Genomic DNA, 20,494 nt, shown 5'->3' on the forward strand with positions numbered 1-20,494 from the left:
ATAATGGTTCAATTTTATTAAAACCCACCCATGGTGGTGTATTCTTCTTTCTTTATGGTCATACCTTCTTCCTTGAGTTCGATGCATACCATACTAAAGTTGTCCTTTTTCTTCTTGGCAGACTCAAAATGCATTTCCATGAACATGGTGTTCTCACCAAGCGGCAATATACTAGATGGAAGATTCTCGGCATTGGCTATGCCGCCTAAATACCCCACCGGGGTATCATTGGTAATCCATACTTTGGAGATGCCATCTTTACTGGTAATCTGATAGCCTTTGCATACGTAGCCCAAAATAACCTTATCGGCAATGGGGGTAATCTTAATGTCCTCCATGGCTTTTTGGTTTTTTTCCTCCATTTTTTTGGTCAGTTTTTCAATCATTTTTTTACTGGAAGGAATTTTCATGGCGGTCTTGCGTTTCCCATCGTCGTTGAACATGACCATGGCTTGGTTTTCCAAGTCCATAACGGCAATGCTATTGGTCTGGCCCTGATCGTACTTGTTGCCAAAATAACGTTGGCCTGGTTCCATCCAATATTGGATTTCTGTCTCCTCTTTTAGGGAGGTGATTTTCATGGTGGCCCTATAGGAGAATTCATAAACATCGGGAATTCCTTTTAATCCAGAAGCACCTGCAAGCATACCTGTCATTTTTTTCTGAATAGCAGCTTCTTTAGCCTTATTTTGCTTTTGCTTATCTAGGTTTTTTTCGGTCTCGCCTATGTTCTTGGAGGTGTTTCCGCCTATAGTGCTCCCTGTGGTTTTGTTCTTAGTTGTTTTGTTCCCTTTTTTTCCTTGGGTAATGGAGTCTATGGCCTTGTCCGTTCCTTTTGAAACCTCTTCATCCGTACGGTTTAAGATGGTCCGCTCAACTGCTTCCTTTGCCTTTTTCTTCAATTTCTTCAGAAACTGAGCCTCTGCTGAATAAGATACTGCAAGTCCACATATCATCAGTAATAAAAATCTTTTTTTCATAATAGTAGTATTAATTGTTCTTTATATTTCATTGAGATAACAGACTGAGAAGGGGCTGTGTCTTTCCCTTACATTTTTGATGAGATATTTTCTTCTTTATTGATTACTAAGGTCTGTACAACTTTGTTTTCCAATAGAATGTTGAGTTGGTATTTCCCATTTTTCAGATGGTCTATACTCATATAAATCTTATCGTGTTCCATTCTCTTGTCTCTTGTTTATGTTCTTTAGGAATATCCTAAGTTGATGTGATCATTTAATGGAATACTAAATTAGAACGGAAAATACTTTATGGATAGAATATATGTTTTCAATGATAGAACATATGTTTACAACAGTTTTAAACCATTTATTTACTGTGGTTTACAAATATATTCATTAGGAGTGCAGCCTTCTATTTCCTTAAAACATTTGTTGAAGTAGGAAGGCGTGTTGAATCCAACCTGATAAGCAATTTCAGAAATGGAGGCATCAGATTTGCGTAATAGTTCCTTAGCTAGGTTAATGCGCTGCATCCGAACAAATTCCGTGGTCGACATTCCTGTAATAGCACTAAGTTTTTTGTGTAATTGAGAGCGGCTTATGTGCATGAGTTTAGAGAACCTTTCGCTCGTAAATTCAGGAGAAGTAATGTGTTTATCCAAAACCTGCTGGAGACGTGTTAAAAATTCGGCTTCTATTTTTGTGGGAACAAGTCCGGGGTCTACCTTAAAAGTTTTGGAGTAATGCTCCCGAAGCCGTCTTCTGTTCTCCAAAAGCTTTTCCACCCGAACCTTTAAAATATTAGGATTAAAGGGCTTTGTTACATAGGCATCAGCACCAGTTTCAAGACCCTTCAACTGGTTTTCTTCACTGGCTTTTGCAGTCAGTAATAATACAGGTACATGACTGGTTAATTGATTACCCTTTATTTGTTTGCAGAATTCAATACCATTTTGCACGGGCATCATGACATCGCTTATAATGAGGTCGGGAAGGTTCTTCAAAGCCATTTCAAAACCTTCTTTTCCATTTCTGGCCTTCATGACCTTATAATCATCATTAAAAATAGACATGGTATATTTTAAAACATCCTTATCGTCTTCTACAATAAGTAAAGAAGCTTTTTGGGCTGGCTGCAATATGGCTTCGACGGAGTCTACGGGGTCACTATCCGGTATAGAGAAATGTTTTAATGTATTTGTATCATAGCTCTCCTGGGTAATGGGTATGGTAAGGGTAAACTGGATTTTGTCTTCTCCAATATTGTTTGCAATAATACTTCCCATAGACAGGGCCACGAGTTCCCTGACCAAAGCCAGACCCACCCCGACTCCTTCGGCTGACTCATTGTTCTGGTAAAAACGTTGGAACAGTTTGCTCAAATCTTCAATTTCCATCTCGTTGGTGGAATTCAGAATGGAAAAAACAAAACTGTCCTCTGTCCGCTCCGCGTTCACTAGGACTTCACTATTCTTCGGAGCGTATTTTACGGCATTGGACAATAGATTGGATATTATTTTTTCAATCACGTCCCTATCAAACCAAGCATTGTCAATCTTTTTGAAGCTGTAGGTAATGGTGATGTGTTTTTCCTTGGCGATATATCTAAAAGCTTCTATCAGCTGTACCAACAGTCCCCTTAGATCTCCCTTGGCAACATTGAGCTGTAGATGGCCAGAATCTATCATGGATAGGTCCAACATTTGATTGACCAGCCCTAGTAGTCTTTGGGCATTGTTTTTAATGAGGGAAAGTTCTTTTTCATCTTCATCGGAAAGATCTGTTCGGCTCAATTGATGCTCTATTGGCCCCGAAATAAGGGTGAGTGGGGTTCGTATTTCATGGGAAATATCCGTGTAGAGTTTTGTCTTTAGTTCATCAAGCTTTTGAAATCTGTTTTTTTCCATTTCAATATGGTAAAATTTGTGGCCCAGTCCCATGGAAAATACAAGTAGTTCCAAGAAAACTCCTAATTGGGAAATATTGAAACTATAAAAGCCAAAAACGTTGTTGGATTCCACACCCCCTGAAAATGTATCCTGATTCCCTAAATTTAAAGCAACCATGCTAAATCCTATAAGGAAAAAATTTCCAAGGAAAATATAATACCGTAATGGAGATTTTACCACAATGAAGGCTCTGATCACGGCATAAATTCCATATAAATGTAAGGGTAGTAAAAGCAAGTTTAAGTGTCTTTTTACCAATAAAAAATCTTTGGTCAGGAGTACATAAAGGAATATAGAAATTGCAGCTACATAGGTGGCAATGGAAAACCACTTGAGTTCTCGTGAAAATTTGGCATGATGTTCCCGAATTTCCGCAAATGAGTCTACAAAAGCAATAAAAATTCCTGATATTAAAAATAACAGTGGAGCCAAAAAATAATAGGTGGTATTATAATTTTTAAAAAACAGCTGCAATTCTAATTTAAGGTCTATTCTTAAAAAGAAATAGGTGGCAAATATCAAAATATAAACACTGTACAATACATAATCCTGCTTCCTTAATCTAAAATACAGCAGTAGCATAAAAATACCAATGGCAATAAAGCACCCTTGGAAGATAAATGTGATAAATACGGCCACAGCCATATTTGTAAAGTGCCACGGCTGTTCAATTTCAAAATCATAGACAGCAGGTACATTACCCCAAACCCCATCATAGTTACTAGAAATCACTTGAAAATTATATTTGCCGGGGGGTAGATTGGTATAGCGTACCTCATTGTTGTTCCCCGCATAAACCCAGCCTTCATCATGGCCTGCTAAACGGTATTTATACTCATTCAATTTGGGTTGAGAAAACTGCAGAGATGAAAAGGTGAAGGTGATAGTGTTTTGCGTGTGCTTTAAAGGAACATTTTCTGTAAGGTTACGACTTGTATTGAAAACCTTTACATTGGTGATTACAGTTTTGGGTTTGAAAGGATTGGTCTTCAGTTGCTCCGGCTTGAACCAGTTTAGCCCTTCCAGTCCACCGAAGTAGAGTGTGCCATCGCTTCCTTTAAAGTAGGCTCCGGTATTGAATTCATAGGATTGCAGGCCATCATAATTTTCATAATTCTCAATAGAGGGTTTCCCGTTTATACTGGAAAATTTAGAAATCCCCTTATTGGTGCTCAACCATAAATTATTTCCTATATCCGGTAGAATACCATATATGACATTATTAGGGAGGCCGTCCCGAGTGGTAAAGTGCTGTATGTTCCCATTGGATGGGACATAAGATTTCAGTCCGTTCCCATTAGTGCCTATCCAAAGGGTATCTGCTTTATAATACAGAGATTTAATTTTATCAGGCACCGATTTGATTTCAGTAATGATATGGGTTGTCATATCCAAAGAAAAGAGGCCGTTTTGTTCGGTTCCTATCCAGAGGATATTCTGCTTTCCGGGTTCGGCGGTTCGTATATTGTTAGATGTCAGTGTTGAGTTATGCGTGGTATATTGGATCGTTTTTCCTTTCGATTTGTCATAGAGAATTAATCCCTGATTACGGGTACATAACCATAAGCGATCTTTTGGGGCATTTAGAATTTTCCAAATGGTCATGTTTTGCGTTTCAGGGGTAGTGGTTATCCTACCGTCGGAATCCATCATTTGCAAACCATAACCCTGATGACCGATCCAAAGAGTCTTACCATCGTAATAGAGGGACATAATCCGATTTCCCAATAAATTGGAGGTTTCAGCTTTGATGGTTTTGTATTCCCGGGTATCCAAACGGGCTTTTGTTAACCCCTTTCCCGATGTTCCTAGCCAGATAGTACCATTCTCCTCTGCAATAGCCCTGATAACATCCACATGGATATCTTGTGGGAGTTGTTTACTGATAAGCGTGTTAAATTTTGTAAGGTATTGGTCAAAATAGCTTAGACCTGCCCCGTCTGTACCCAGCCAAACTGTTCCTGAATTATCTTCAAATAAGGATAGTATGTCGTTATAGTGAATGGCGTTCGGGTTATTCTTGTTTGCCATAAAATGGCTGATACTTTCTGAAGAGAAATCAATAATGTACAGTCCTTGACCATAGGTGGCTACCCAAAGCCTACTATTTTTATCCACCAATAGATCCAGGATGACTAAATCTTTTGGGAATATTTCCTGACCGAACCCCTTGAACTGTTCCAGACCATCATCATATGAGGACATAAAGAGTCCATTTCCATAGCTTCCCACATAGATTTTATCGTCTTTTTGACTAAAGGAACTAAAATTGATTCCAGACATGCTATGAACCTTGTCCAAGGTGTTTTCTTTTGTATTCAACTTGAACACCCCTCCCGAAGCGGCGATCCAAATGTCTTTTTTGTATTCTATGAGGTCATAAATACTCAGACTTTGGTCTACTTTATCCAAAACCTGTAAAGTGTCCTCTACATTATAGGGTATCCTGTAAAGGCCATTTCCAAAAGTGCCCACATAAAGACTTTTCTCAGCATCTTCATAGATGATACTGGCACTATCAATGGCCTGCACTTTTTGAAACTTCTCATTTCTTGAATCATAAAATTGTAAGACTCCAGGGTTGGTAATGGTCCACAAGGTGTTTTTTTTATCAATGTAGACTTTGCCCAGTTTACTATACGAAGGTCTGGTTACGTCTTCGAATTGTTCTTGGAAAATTTTGAATTCCCTACCGTCATATTGATTGAGTCCGTCCTGTGTGGCAAACCAAAGAAATCCGGTAGTGTCTTGGGCTATGCTAACCACACTGTTTTGGGAAAGACCATCGTTTACTGTAAGATCGTTAAATGAGAACCTATCTTGAATTATTGATGAATTTTGTGCATTACCCGATATATAATTCCCAATATAGAGAATCATGATTATTATCTTAAAAGGGACAGACAGGACATGATATTTATGGTCGCAAATAATATGCAATGCTCTTAACGATTAAGGTTTAGTCTTTACAATATACTCTTTTTTTGGACTTGCAACAAAAAACTGAACAATTAGTTGAATGACTATGTTGCTAGTTTGAGGTTATACATATCTAATTCAAATTCTCTTATAGTTCTATTCCCTAAAAAGGAATGTCATCTTTTATTGTTGTACCAAGTTTCTATACATCCAAAGATGGATAACTCCGTTTCAGATCTCAATTTATAATTGTGCCTATAAACCCATTCTACCTTTAATGATTTAAAGAAGGATTCTGCAATAGCATAATCCCAGCAATTACCTTTTACTCATTACATTTTATTTTTAATTAAGGTATTCGTGATGTGCTTCGAAGTTCTACTCATTGATTGGTTTACTAAACCATTGTAACTTTTAATTAAAGAGGTAAACTTATGGCTGGCATATTGTATGCCTCGATCGGAATGAAAAATTAAAGGCTGGGTTAAGGTTGTTTTCTTTATAGCCATATACCAAGCTTTAATAATAGTATCCTCTGTGCTCAGATTGTCACTTAGAGCCTATCCAACAACTTTGCGGTTAAACAAATCAATAATGACAGTAAGGTATAACCAGCCTTATTTGGTTTTTATATAGGTAATATCACTTACCCAAACTTGATTCTGCCTGCTTACTTCAAAATTTTGGTTTAATAAATTAGTTGCTATTGGGTAATTATGCTTATTATCGGTGGTTGCTTTAAACTTACGTTTTCGTTTTGCAAACAAATAATTAGTACTCATAATACGAGCCACTCTAGGCTTTGATATTTTATAACCTAATGACTCCAGCTCTGTTTTTATTTTGGGTGAACCATAGCTTTGAAAACTATCTTTAAATATAGATTTAATAAGCGTAGTTATTTTTTGATTTTCTAACCATAATTTACTTGCTCCTGATTGTAACCAATGGTAGGTAATAACCGCTTTTGCTTACTTTTAATATTTGACACATCGTCTCGATAGGAAATCTCATAAGAGGTTGTTTTATAAACCTGTATTTTTCTTGTCGCTCGCAGAGAATATGCTGATTGCCTTTTTTAAGATGTCACGTTCTAACTCGGCTTCTTTTAAATCCTTTTTTAATCGAGCTATCTCTTTTTCTTCATCGGTCATTTTAGGATTACCACGGCCTGGAAAACTGTTCTTACCGTAATCTTTTAATTCTCAACGCCAACGGTAAAATACTGATGGAAATATGTCCAAGTCTTCACATACTTGTTTTACATTGCCTTTGGCATAACTAACTCGACTGCTTTTTGTTTAAATTCTAAAGTGTAATGTTTAGATTTTCTTCTCATAATTGCTAAGATAAAAACTAACTAACATATTCTCTCATCTTTATGTCCAGTCTAATATAGGAAGTCCAATCTTAAAATAATCTTTTTCAAAAGACAGATGATTAAGTTACTACAAGAGCTATTCCGAATATAGTAGTTGTCTATATAAATTTGTAGAGTAAAGTTAATTAAGGGTTATTGTACTAGAAATTATTTATAAATACAAATGCTAAACATCGCAATACTTACAATTATGAATAAAATTTTTAAAAAAACAATTCTTTGATTTATAGTATTTATTTGTTTTAAATAGTTGTTGAGCTTAATTTCTATTAAATTGTTTGAATATGCGCTATTTTTTAATTCCAAATTTCCAATTTACTTTGATTATTATTTTATAAATATAATTTGGGGTTTTCTAGGGGGTAATTTTCAGGTATTTAATCATTAAACTTTTTTGGGAACTTCATTTTTTGATCCATCTCTTTTTTTAAGTCCATTGCTTTAATGTATAGCGACATTTTACTTCGAATAAAATATAGAATGGCAATAATTATTGCTGCAATAGGTATAGTATAAATAAATTCTACAGTATCAACATACTGTATGCTATCATTAATAACCGCAATTAACTGAAATAAGTATACTGAAATTGGAATTAAAATTGCATGAACCCACCAATGCTTATTTGTAATGAACCAGATAAAAAGTAGTAGTAATGGTACAAATTTTGAAAAAAAGTAGTAGATGTAGTTTTGAGCCTTTACATAATGCCCTCCCTTAATTACACCTATAATTGTATTCCAGTCTTCAGGTTGATAAGGGTCATCTGGAAATAATACAGGGACAGATTGGTAAAAGTATAATAAGTAAGGTGTAATAACGATTAAAAATATTATAATGCTTCCAATAAATAGCGATGATCTTTTATTATTTTTAAACATGCCTTGTATAACTAATTTTGCCTAACAAATATAGTTAAATTATTAAAATCACAAAATGAAAAACACAAAAACCACAATAATGTGATACTATTGTGGTATTTTAGATGTTAAATCTAAATATTTAAATAAAGACTAGCCTCTTGTTGGTAAAAACATTTGACCAGACTTTTTAATAGCTTGGCTGTCTGAAGTTGAACTTAAAACAATTGTTGCAAAAAATCCTGCTACAAGTAGCAATCCGAAAATTAATTTTAATTTTTTCATTTTTAGTAAGAATTAAATGATTAGTAAGAACATCAAATATAACTAAAAACTTATGTATAAACAAAGGAATTCCTGCATTATTTTTGTAGTTTTTAAAAAATAACGAGGCTGAATAGTATTAAATTTCTATAATTTACAAGGCTTTAGCTTGATTTTATAAAAATTAAAATATTCTTAAAATTTTTAATAAAATTTCTATTTTGGAGATGTTTAAAAGCTCAAAAATCAATTTTTAATAGATAAAATTGGGTGATTTTATCTTAAAAACGATTGAATTACAAATCCTCTCCGTAAAAATTTGCAATATATAGGGACGCTCTTATAGAGCAAATGTAAAAAATAATATTGATATTTGCAAGTAAAATATTAAAAATAATACCATTTATTGATAAAATCACGTATTTTATATGGTAAAATATGTTTTTTATTAAATTTAGTTATTGGAATATATTGTAGCTTTTTTTCCTCTTGAGAATCCTATTAGGCAAATTCCAAATTCTTTTGCAAAATCAACTGCTAAGCTTGAGCAGGCTGAAACTGCAATTACGAAAGGAATTTTTGCAATAAATGCTTTTGAGATAATTTCGTACGAAACTCTACCACTTACTAACATACAATTTACTTTATCTAATGTTTTATTTTGTAATAGTTCTCCTATAACTTTGTCAACAGCATTATGTCGGCCAATATCTTCTTTAATACTTAAAATTTGATAGTTGCTATTAAATAAGGCAGCTGCATGTGATCCACCAGATATTTCGAAAGTGTCTTGTTGTTCTTTCATTTTAGAAAACATGTTTTCTATTCGGTTAAAATCAAAATCAAAATTATTATTTAGCTTAATTCCATTGACCGAGATATCATCTAATTTTTGTTTGCCACAAATCCCACATGAAGATACAGATAGTAGTGTTCTTTTATTTAAGTAACCTTTTCCTAACTTGGTTTTAGGAATAATTGTATTAATTATAGAAAAGCCATTTTCTCTCTTTTCAATCAATTCAAAATTTACGTTGTCTTTTTCTTTATAAATATCTTCAGCATATAATAATCCACGTATTAATTCTATATCATCACCAGGAGTTCTCATAACTACTGTATAGGGCTCGCTATTGATATTTATTTGAAGAGCTGCTTCAACAACAAGTGCATCTTTTACTTTTTTTAGTGTTCCTTTTTTTATTTGTAAACCTTCGTAGGTTAGTGTTTGCATAAATTAATAATTAAAGACGTTCAAAATCAACCGCTACAACTTTGTACTCTGGAGTTAAAGTTTCTTTATCTCCAACACTTCCTGTAATAATATTAATAAATACCTCAGGTTGATGAAAAGTAGTTCTTAAAACCCCTCTTTTTACGTTTTTAGAATATTTAATAGGAATAACAACGCTTCCTCTGTCAGAAATTACTCTAACGGTTTCATTATCATTGATTCCTTTGCTTATAGCATCTTTAGGGTGAACTTCTAATACATCTTCGGAAAGGATTGTTTGGTTATCAGTTCTTCTAGTCATGGTTCCAGAATTGTAATGTTCTAATTCTCTTCCTGTTGTTAAAATAAAAGGATATTTTTTGCCATGTGAAACAATCTCTGGAGATTCTTCGAAATCAAATGAATGAAAAGTTCCTATTCCTTTTTTAAAATTTCCATTAATATGTAACATAGGTGTATCGGTACCATCTTCAAGAATTGGCCATTGTAAGCCATTTTCTCCCAAGCGTTCCCAAGTTAGACCTTTCATAAAAGGAATAACATCAGCAATTTCTTTAATTACATTTTTAGCATCATAAGTTAAGCCTGTTGGCTGTTGATACCCTAAACGACTCATAAGGTCTATAATAATTTGTCCATCAGGTTTTGTATTTCCAATAGGTTCAATTACTTTATTAACACGTTGTATTCTTCTTTCTCCGTTGGTAAATGTTCCATTTTTTTCAAAATAAGAGGAAGCAGGTAATACTACATCTGCCATTTCGGAAGTAGCGGTCATAAATAATTCTTGGACAACAATTAATTCTAAATTTTCAAAGGCTTTAATACTATGGTTTGTGTTTGGGTCTGTCATTATGGTGTCTTCACCCATAATATATAAGGCTTTTAATTTTCCATTTATTGCAGCATTTAACATTTGAGGTATTTTTAAACCTTCATGTTCGGGCATTTTATCAACTCCATATTTTTCTGCATAATATTGTTGAATTTTAGGATCGTTAATATCTAAATACCCAGCACCTTGGTGAGGTTGTACCCCCATATCAGCAGCACCTTGTACATTATTTTGTCCTCGTAAAGGATTTAATCCAACTCCTTTTCTACCAATATTTCCAGTCATCATTGCTAAATTGGAAAGAAGCATTACAGTTTTACTTCCTTGAAAGTGTTCGGTAACCCCTAAACCGTGAAATTCCATAGCTCTTTCAGCTTTTGCGTAAGCTATTGCGGCTTTTTGTGCTAATTCTTTTGAAACACCTGTTAGTTTTTCTAACTCATTAATGTCTAAATTATCAACATGTTCTTTAAATTCTTCATATTTTTCAGTGTACGAATTGATAAAATGATGATTTACCAAGTCTTCTTTAATGATAAAATAGGCAAGCATATTTAAAATTGCAACATTGGTACCAGGTCTTATTTGCAAATGATAATCAGCTAATTCAGCCAAAGATGTTTTAATAGGGTCAACTACTATTGAAGTGACCCCTTTCATAAAAGCTTGTTTTATTTTGGCTCCAGTTACAGGATGTCCTTTTACAGGGTTGGCTCCAAACAAGAAAATAGCATCGGTTTGTTTTAAATCTTCAATGGAATTTGTTGCGGCACCTGTACCAAATGATTGCTGCATACCAAATGCTGTTGGTGCATGGCATACTCTAGCACAACCATCTATATTGTTTGTTCCAATAGCTACACGAATCATTTTTTGCATTAAATAGTTTTCTTCATTTGTGGCTCTAGATGAAGAAAATCCGCCTATTGCATCTGCTCCGTAGTTGTTTTTAATTTCTTTTAATTTTTTAGCAATAAAATCATAAGCTTCATCCCAAGTAACAACTTCAAATTTTCCGTTTTTTTTAATCATAGGCTCTTTTAACCTATCAGGATGATTGTAAAATTGAAACGCAAAGCGACCTTTTAAGCAGGTATGACCTTCGTTGACTTCGGCAGTTTCTGGAGCTTGAATTCCTTTAATTTCTCCATTAATTACTGAAACATCTAACTGACAACCAACTCCACAATACGTACATGTTGTTCTTACAGTTTTATCGGCTTTTAATGTTTTGGTTTCAAATTTATCAGTTAAAGCTTCTGTTGGGCAAGTTTGTACGCAAGCACCACAAGAAACACAAGCAGATAAATTAAAAGTAGTATCAAATCCTTTAATAATGTTAGTTGCAAAACCTCTGCCAGACATTCCTAAAATCATTTCTCCTTGAATTTCTTCACAGGCTCTTACACAACGAAAACAATTGATGCATTGAGATAAATCAGATTTTATATACGGATGCTCTCTGTCTGGTTGTATGTTTAAATGGTTTTTACCTTGTGGATATCGAACATTAGGAATGCCAATTTGTGCAATTGTTTTTTGGAACGGAGTAGCACTTTTGTTATCAGAAGGAAAAACTTTGTCTGAAGGGTAATCTGTTAACACAAGTTCAACAATATTTTTACGTAATTTTTGAATGCGTTCTGTGTGAGGATAAATGTACAATCCTTCAGAAATAGGAGTGTGGCAAGAAGCCATAGTTTTGGTTACACCATCTTTTTCACGAGCTACTTCAACCGAACAAACTCTACAAGAACCAAAATTTTCCAAGCGATTATCCTGACACATCGTAGGAATTGCATTTTTATCTTGTTCAATTCTTCTAATGAACTCTAAAATAGTTTCACCTTGGTTAAATTCATATGCAATATTATTGATATAAGCTGTCATAGTTGTTTATTTTGAAGTGAAATATTGGGATAATTCTTCAGAAAAATATTGAAGTGCATTTTTAACAGGTAAAGGAACTCCACCGCCTAATGCACATAAAGAACCAATTTCTAAGGTTTCTAATAAATCATCAAATAATTGACGGTTTATTCGATAGTTTTCGTTTTGAGCTTTTTGAAGCATTTCCATTCCTCTAAATGAACCAATTCTACAAGGGTAACATTTGCCACAAGATTCATCAGCAGTAAACTCCATTAAGTGCTCTAAAAATTTTATCATTGGAAATTCTGATGGAATAGAAACTACACTAGCATGCCCCAGTAAGAACCCTTTTGTATTAAAACTCTCAAAATCGAGTGTTAATTCTCCTATTTTGTTCATTGGAACAATTCCGCCAAGTGGACCGCCAATTTGAAAAGCTTTAATAGTTTCTTTGAATCCATTTCCAAATTCATAAAAAATGGTATGCAAATCAGTCCCCATTTCAATTTCATATATTCCAGGGGTATTAAAAAAACTATCTAATGAAACTAATTTAGTGCCTGCTGATTGTTTAGTGCCAAGTTTTGAGTAACTGTCCCCTCCATTTTCTAAAATCCAATGAATATTTGCAAATGTTTCAACATTGCTTAAAACGGTTGGCTTGCCATATAAACCATATTGAGCAGGATATGGAGGGCGTACCCTAACTTCAGGTCTTAAGCCTTCAATGGAATTTAACAATGCAGTTTCTTCTCCACAAACGTAAGAACCTTGTCCTCTAATTATTTTAAATTTAAAATTGGTAATTAATTTTTTTTCGTTTAGTTCTTCAATTGCATATTGGATATTTCTAATAGAATCTGGATATTCACCTCTAATATATAAAACACCAGTATTAGCTCCTACAGTAAGTCCAGATACATACATTCCAAACAAAACTTTGTGAGGTTGATGCTCCATTAAATACATGTCTGAATACGCTCCAGGATCGCCTTCATCAGCATTACAAACAATATATTTTTGGTTGTTATCTTCTTTAATAACTGCATCTAATTTAAACCAAAAAGGGAAACCAGCTCCTCCGCGTCCTCTTAAATTTGAAATTTTTAATTCTTGAATAACTTGTTTAGGATTGTTTTTATACTTTTTTACTAAAGCATAAAATTTAACAATATCTTCAACTTTTGAAGTTAAAATAGGGGTGGTGTTACAATTAATATGGTAGTTGTTTGCTTGGTGATTGTTGTTAGAAATAATAGCTGATAACTCTTGTTTATTAGAAGTAGTATAGGTTTTGCCCTTATACATAAATGCACTGTTGGTATGGCAACGCCCAACACAAGCCGCATGTCCAATTTCTTCTTTTTTAAAATGTTGTTCAATATGTTTTTGAAGACCTACTTGTGTTTTTGCAACCATACAAGCTGTTCCACTGCAAACATGTATTTTTTTATTTCGGTTTTCTTCTTTTGTAAAATCGTAAAAAGAAGAAGTTCCAAAAATTACAGAGTCATCAACCATAAATCGTTTTGCTAATGCTTGAAACTCTTCTTTTGAAGCATCTCTATGCGATAAATCTGCAATATTTTCGAATAAATTATCATCCAATCCTTTTCTTGATGATAAAGAGCGTATATTTTTATTTGCCATTTTAATGTATCTAATAGGCTAAAAATACTAAAAAAAAATTGATGTATGCAAAAACTATTGTTACACAGTATTTTACTTTGAAAATTGGGTTTTTCCCAAAAGTTAAATGATATTTTGTAAAAGGTAAAATTACTTAACAATCCTTAAAAATGATTATACTTTAAAAGCCTATTTACAAGGTGTATAGAAATGTGTTATTAAAATAATTAAAGGACTTCTATTTTCTTACAGATCAATACAATTTTATGGTTATTTATATCAGTGGTGAAAAATAGATATTGATTACCACCGTCTTTTAACCCAGTTTTTTTTCTGATTTGAGCTACTGTTTCAGGAAAATTACGTGTTGTTATGTTTGCTTTTTTTGAAGGAATTAAATGTTTTAGTTGTTTTTTATTATAAGAAATACAATGCAAAATTTCGAAGCTTCTTCCTGGAAAATCAATTAGTAAATTGGAAGTGTATAGGTGAGAATGTTCGTGTAACTTATCAACTTTTAAAAATTCTGAAATTTGGTGAAATGCACCGGCTTTTAAAATAGCTGTATTGGGTTCGAACAAGTATTTTTTAGGTTCTGAAAAAGTAGATTGAGCTTCTTTTTTATAGCTAAAATTAAATTGTTGAACATTATTTTTATTAAAATTTAAGGTTTGTGTGTTTATAGTTTGATTGTAGTTTTTTTCTAATACAAATAATAATTCTTTTACTTCGTTATTAACTGCAATTATATGTATTTCTTTTACAAAAATTAATTCATTTATTGCACTTGAAATATCTAAAATTGGAGAAACTTTTAGTAAAATATGATCAGCTTTTTTAAATAAAATAGTTAAGTTATCAGGTATATTTGGCAAGCAATCTTTTAATAAAAATACTTTACCTTTAGTATCATTTCTTCGTGAGGGATCTGCATATATCCAATCGAAATTATTAGTTGAATTTTTTAGAAATTCAATGCCATTACCTATATGAGTATAAATGTTTTGAGTGTTGAGTGATTGAAGGTTTTGAGAAACAATTTGAGATAATTCACTATTTATTTCATAATGGATTATATTTTTAATTTTTTTTGAAAAATAATAAGCATCTACACCAAATCCTCCTGTAATATCAATTAAAGAATTTCCTGAAACTAATTTAGCTTTATAGGCTGCTGTTATTTCAGAAGAGGTTTGTTCAATATTTAATTTATTGGGATAATAGATGTTAGGTGAATTAAACCAAGTTGGTAATTTTTTTTGGCAGCGTTTTTTTGCTTCTATTTGCTCAGCAATTTCTTGTATGGAAATAGTTTTAAACGGACTCCCTTTTAAAATTAATGAAGTTAGGTTAGTTTCTAGATTTTTATTGATAAAATCTTGAACCTCTATATTTAAAATATCAATATTCAATTTACTGATTACTTAATTCTACAAGTTTTGTAATTGTTTTCCAGTTTCGTGTTGTAGCGTCAACTTTTAATTTGTGTTCAAATAAATTATTGGTAAGTTTGGTTTTACCAAAACCACTTGGGCAATTCAAATAAATTTTTTTATCATCCAAAATAAACTCATCTTTTGAGTTTGCAGCTAGTTCTTTAATTGGAGCTAAATTATTAATAGTCGTTTTTTGACTTAGCATGGTAACGCACAACTTTGAAATGTCAATTTCAGTATTATTTTTTATAAAGGGATTGGATTTAAAAATACGTTCTAATTCATTTTTTGATATCACCAAAACTTTAACCTCATAATCAAACTTTTTTCTAATGGCATCAATTACAGTTTGTTCTATTTTTGATGTTGTTGTTTCACTTACATTAAAAATTACATTACCACTTTGAATATAGGTTGTAACTTTAGTAAATCCGCAATCGATAAATAATTGTTTAAGCTCAACCATTTTTATAAGGTTTTTACCTGAAACATTTATACCACGTAAAAAAGCAATATAGGTTTTCATAAATTACAAATCTTTTGTTAACGATTTTACTATTTTGTTTTCGGCTAAAAATGCTTTTAAAATTACTTTTATAGCTGTATATGTTGGAATTGCTACAATCATTCCTGTAACTCCAAATAATATTCCAGCAATCATAATTACCAAAAATATTTCAAGTGGATGAGATTTCACACTGTTTGAAAATATTAAAGGTTGACTTAAAAAATTATCAATTAGTTGCGCAATAATATAGCCAATCATTACATAAATTGTGGTTGGTAAAATTTCAGTTTGAAAATCTTGCCCTAAATTACTGCTCATAGTTAAAAATAGCATAATAATACCACCAATTAAAGGACCTATATAAGGAATAAGATTTAACAAAGCACATAAAAATGCGATGACAATAGTGTTTTCAATTCCAAAGATTGCTAATGTAATGCTATAAATAATAAACAAAATAGTGATTTGAACAACCAACCCTATAAAATAACGAGATAGTAAATGATTGATGGTTTTAAGAGATTTTCGTAATTTATTTTCACTTTTGTCATTCACTAAAACATACATAGAATTTTCCATAATATGGGTGTCTTTCATTAAGAAAAAAGTAATAAAAATTACAGAAAACAATCCAATACTTAAATTTCCTAAAGTACCAATTACCGAGTTTAGTAAGTTGGGTATTGCAGTCATATTTTGAAATAAATCAGCATGTTTTAATTCATCTAAAATATCTACTCCCTTTGCTAAAAAATAATCATTTATTTGAATTAGTAAATTTTGAATGTTAGATTGAAGTTGTTCAATGTTTAATAAAGATAAATTTTGACCCTGTTCAATAATTAAAGGAATAAACATGCTTATTAAACCTGAAAAAATTCCAATAAAAATTAACATTGTTGAAATGACTGCCAAGGTGTTGGGAAATTTTAATCTGAGTTTTAAAAAACGAATTATAGGGCTTCCAATTAATGAAATAACTGCTGCAATTGCAATGTAAACGATTATTGATTGAATTTTATATAAGAAATATAAAAGGATAAAAATACCAGTTAATATTGCAATGGCTTTAATGATTCCATTTGAAATAGTATTTGAATTCATTAGTTGTAATTTTAATAGTTAATACCCCGCTGCACTATCATCTCCTCTCGGATCTGCACCTCCTTCTAATTTTCCGTTTGGAAGTACTAAAATAGCATCTACTTTTCCAATTACCAACGATTCTCTCTCTAAAAGTTGATATCCTAAACTTTTTAATTCGTTTTTTATTGAATTTTCAAAACCATTTGGCTCCATCCTAATGTTATCTGGTAACCATTGATGGTGAAAACGAGCTTTGTTCACAGATTCTTGCATTCCCATATTAAAATCGGTGATATTTAAAATATTTTGTAGAACTGAGGTAATGATAGTTGATCCTCCTGGGCTGCCAACCACCATTTTTAGATTTCCGTTTTCAGCTACAATGGTAGGAGTCATGGAACTTAACATTCTTTTTTCTGGAGCTATTGAATTTGCTTCAGAGCCAACCAAGCCATAAGAGTTTGGAACTCCTGGCTTAACACTAAAATCATCCATTTCATTATTTAAAAAGAAACCGGCTCCTTTAACATATACCTTAGAGCCATAACTTGTATTTAAAGTAGTTGTTACTGCCACAGCATTGCCAAATTTATCAACAATAGAATAGTGTGTTGTTTCATCACTTTCATACGCATTTAATTTACCATAGGAAATATCACTAGACTTGCTTGCTTTTTCCCAAGAAAAATTATTCATTCTGTGCTGGATATAATTTGAATTAATTAAGCTATCTATACTTACAGAAATAAAGTCTGGATCTCCCAAATAATGAGCTCTATCTGCATAAGCTCTTCTTTCAGCTTCTGTTAAAAGTTGTATGTATTTGGTTGAATTGTGTTGAAATTCTTTTATGTTATAAGGTTCAATAGCTTTTAATATTTGAGCTAAACAAATTCCGCCGCTTGACGGTAGAGTCATAGATGTAATTTCAAATGTTCGATAGCTAAATGTAATAGGTGTTCTCCATTTTGCTTCATAAGAAGCTAAATCTTGTAAAGAAATAATTCCACCCATTTCTTGAAGATAATTAACTGTTAAATGTGCGGTTTCTCCTTTGTAAAATTCATCCTTCCCTTTAGTTTTAATTCTTTCTAAAGTTTTGGCTAATTCAATAAATTTTAAGGTATCACCAGCTTTCCAAAGAGTGTCTAAATGTATTTTGAAATTGTTAGCTTTTTGAAATTTGTTGCGATTGGCGTTTAAAGATTTTGCCTGTTTTTTGGTGACTATAACTCCTTTTTTAGCTAACTCAATTGCTGGTTGAATAAGTGTAGCCATTGGTAGTGATCCAAATTTTTTATGAGCCTCAAAAATACCCGCTATGGTGCCAGGAATACCAACAGCCATAGCACCAAGCGTACTTTTATTTTTTATAACATTGCCATTTTCATCCAAATACATATTTTTTGACGCCAAAATAGGGGCTTTTTCTCTATAATCTAAAGCACCAGTTTCGCCATTATGAAGCCTGTAAACCATAAATCCACCTCCTCCAATATTACCTGCAACTGGGTAAGACACTGCTAAAGCTAGTTCTGTTGCTACCATAGCATCAAAAGCATTGCCTCCTTTTTTTAAAATGGAAACCCCAATTTTTGAAGCTTCTTCTCTAGCGCTAACTACCATAGCGCTATCTGCAAGTAATCCTATAGTTTTGTTTTGTTGAGTTGTATTTGTTGAATTGTTTTTACATTGAATTAGTAAAAAGGGTAGGAGTAAAATTAAAATATAGTTTTTCATTTTGTTAATAAAAAAGTAGTTTTTTGATTGGTAAAGGCTATTAAATCTTCAAAAAATGCTGTAAAATCCTCTTCAAGCTCCTGATAATTAATTTTTAAATCTTCAATAGCTAAATCCATTTGTGATACACCTTTGGTACGTTTATTCATTCCTTTTAAAATTTTTTCAATACCTTCAATTGAAGCATAGCTTACCAACCAATTATAGTTTATCATAAAAGGAACTAAGTATTGAATTTTTTCAGGAAATGTTTCTATGTTTTTTTCTAAAAATTGATATATGTTTTCTGCGTATAGTTCTAAAGGAATTTCTGAATAGTTGTTCCAGTTTTTTGCTAAAAAATGATCATACAAAATATCTATAATCACTCCATCATAATGTCTATAACGTTCATTTAAACGATGCATACTTCTTTTAACAATTTTATGCGTATCGGTATAATTATCAATTTCTCTATGTAGTAGAATTCCTACTTTAATTTCTTTAGGGTACATTTTATATTTTTTGCCTTTTACAGCATCGGCTATAAAATTTCCGATTAAAATATTAGTATTGTTTTTTGAGAGGTAGAGATGAGCTAAAAAGTTCATAAAGTAATTTTAAACAATGATACAAAAAAAATCCGCTTTTAGCGGATTTTCACTTGGTATATTTTAGTTGGATTTTAGCTGTTTAACATAACTGGCATTACTAACATAGTAACAAACTCACCTTCATCTACACCGTCAATTGGAGTTAAAATACCTGCTCTGTTTGGTAAAGACATTTCTATTAAAACTTCGTTAGAGTTTAAATTGCTTAGCATTTCGGTTAAAAAACGTGAATTAAAACCTATTTGCATATCATCACCTTGGTAATCACATACCAAACGTTCTTCAGCTTTGTTCGAATAATCGATATCTTCAGCAGAAATGTTAAGTTCTGTTCCTGCCATTTTTAAACGAATTTGGTGTGTAGTTTTGCTAGAAAAAATAGAAACACGTTTTACAGAGTTTAAAAAAGTTCCTCTATCTACGGTTAATTTGTTTGGATTTTCTTTTGGAATTACTGCTTCATAATTTGGATATTTTCCATCTATTAACCTACAAACTAACACTACATTATCAAATGTAAATTTGGCATTAGCATCATTGTATTCAATAGTTACATCGCTTTCATTTCCGCTTAAAATTCCCTTTAATAAATTTAAAGGTTTTTTAGGCATAATAAATTCCGCTGTATCATTAGAAGTAACATCAGTTCTAGAATATTTTACCAATTTATGAGCATCAGTTGCAACAAAAGTTAAGCTTTCAGAACTGAATTGAAAAAATACCCCACTCATAACTGGTCTTAAATCGTCATTACCAGCTGCAAAGATAGTTTTTGAAATTGCAGTAGCTAAAACTTCACCAGGAACTATTGTACTACTTGGAGATTCTATAGAAACTGCTTTAGGAAATTCGTTTCCATCAAAATAAGCCATGTCATATTTTCCATAACTTGAACTAATTTCAACAGTGTTGTTTTCTTCTGTTTTAAAAGTTAAAGGCTGATTTGGAAATGTTTTTAAGGTATCTAGTAAAAGACGCGCAGAAATAGCTACAGATCCTTCAGAGTCAGATTCAACTTCAATGGTTGTACTCATAGTTGTTTCTAAATCCGAGGCAGAAATTTTTAATTCGTTTTCATTTAATTCGAACAAAAAATTATCTAAAATTGGTAAGGTATTGCTGCTGTTTATAACGCCTCCTAATACTTGAAGCTGTTTTAATAATTGGCTACTTGATACTATAAATTTCATTTACAATTAGTTTATATAGAATAATTCACAAATATA

14 protein-coding genes and 1 pseudogene are annotated in these 20,494 nt (G+C 32.2%); all 15 read right to left on the minus strand.

What is annotated here, in order from left to right; genetic code table 11:
• Positions 1–17: 17 nt before the first annotated feature.
• On the minus strand, positions 18–980 hold the full coding sequence (locus tag Q0714_RS08115) for a DUF4412 domain-containing protein (protein ID WP_298264087.1): 963 nt from the start codon (positions 978–980) through the stop codon (positions 18–20).
• 68 nt (positions 981–1,048) lie between these two features.
• The gene (locus tag Q0714_RS08120; protein ID WP_298264089.1) at positions 1,049–1,183 is read right to left on the minus strand and encodes a hypothetical protein; all 135 of its coding nucleotides are present in this window, start codon (positions 1,181–1,183) and stop codon (positions 1,049–1,051) included.
• Positions 1,184–1,333: 150 nt separating this feature from the next.
• Entirely contained in the window at positions 1,334–5,791 is a 4,458-nt protein-coding gene (locus tag Q0714_RS08125) for a two-component regulator propeller domain-containing protein (protein ID WP_298264091.1), read from the minus strand.
• 143 nt (positions 5,792–5,934) lie between these two features.
• Positions 5,935–7,169: pseudogene (locus Q0714_RS08130) on the minus strand (IS3 family transposase).
• A gap of 419 nt (positions 7,170–7,588) precedes the next feature.
• Positions 7,589–8,092 carry a hypothetical protein gene (locus Q0714_RS08135; RefSeq protein WP_298264093.1) on the minus strand — a complete coding sequence of 168 codons (504 nt, stop codon included), beginning with the start codon at positions 8,090–8,092 and terminating at the stop codon, positions 7,589–7,591.
• A gap of 132 nt (positions 8,093–8,224) precedes the next feature.
• A complete protein-coding gene (locus Q0714_RS08140; protein ID WP_298264094.1) occupies positions 8,225–8,356 on the minus strand; it encodes a hypothetical protein in 132 nt (43 codons plus the stop codon).
• Positions 8,357–8,789: 433 nt separating this feature from the next.
• The gene (gene fdhD / locus Q0714_RS08145; protein ID WP_298264095.1) at positions 8,790–9,569 is read right to left on the minus strand and encodes a formate dehydrogenase accessory sulfurtransferase FdhD; all 780 of its coding nucleotides are present in this window, start codon (positions 9,567–9,569) and stop codon (positions 8,790–8,792) included.
• Between the two features lie 10 nt (positions 9,570–9,579).
• Entirely contained in the window at positions 9,580–12,294 is a 2,715-nt protein-coding gene (fdhF, locus tag Q0714_RS08150; protein WP_298264097.1) for a formate dehydrogenase subunit alpha, read from the minus strand.
• Between the two features lie 6 nt (positions 12,295–12,300).
• Complete coding sequence (locus tag Q0714_RS08155) at positions 12,301–13,926, minus strand: NADH-ubiquinone oxidoreductase-F iron-sulfur binding region domain-containing protein (protein WP_298264098.1); 1,626 nt, start codon at positions 13,924–13,926, stop codon at positions 12,301–12,303.
• Between the two features lie 206 nt (positions 13,927–14,132).
• Positions 14,133–15,317 carry a class I SAM-dependent methyltransferase gene (locus Q0714_RS08160; RefSeq protein WP_298264100.1) on the minus strand — a complete coding sequence of 395 codons (1,185 nt, stop codon included), beginning with the start codon at positions 15,315–15,317 and terminating at the stop codon, positions 14,133–14,135.
• 1 nt (position 15,318) lies between these two features.
• Positions 15,319–15,867: a DUF1697 domain-containing protein gene (locus Q0714_RS08165; RefSeq protein WP_298264101.1), complete on the minus strand. Its 549-nt coding sequence runs from the start codon at positions 15,865–15,867 to the stop codon at positions 15,319–15,321.
• Between the two features lie 3 nt (positions 15,868–15,870).
• On the minus strand, positions 15,871–16,953 hold the full coding sequence (locus tag Q0714_RS08170) for an AI-2E family transporter (protein ID WP_298264102.1): 1,083 nt from the start codon (positions 16,951–16,953) through the stop codon (positions 15,871–15,873).
• An 18-nt stretch (positions 16,954–16,971) separates the two neighbouring features.
• On the minus strand, positions 16,972–18,675 hold the full coding sequence (gene ggt, locus Q0714_RS08175; RefSeq protein ID WP_298264103.1) for a gamma-glutamyltransferase: 1,704 nt from the start codon (positions 18,673–18,675) through the stop codon (positions 16,972–16,974).
• On the minus strand, positions 18,672–19,265 hold the full coding sequence (locus tag Q0714_RS08180) for an acyl carrier protein phosphodiesterase (protein ID WP_298264105.1): 594 nt from the start codon (positions 19,263–19,265) through the stop codon (positions 18,672–18,674). The genes ggt and Q0714_RS08180 overlap by 4 nt, the downstream gene beginning before the upstream one ends.
• A gap of 74 nt (positions 19,266–19,339) precedes the next feature.
• Complete coding sequence (gene dnaN, locus Q0714_RS08185; RefSeq protein ID WP_298264106.1) at positions 19,340–20,458, minus strand: DNA polymerase III subunit beta; 1,119 nt, start codon at positions 20,456–20,458, stop codon at positions 19,340–19,342.
• Between the last annotated feature and the right edge of the window lie 36 nt (positions 20,459–20,494).

This window comes from uncultured Lutibacter sp. (assembly GCF_947493565.1).
In the GTDB taxonomy this organism is placed as follows: domain Bacteria; phylum Bacteroidota; class Bacteroidia; order Flavobacteriales; family Flavobacteriaceae; genus Lutibacter; species Lutibacter aestuarii.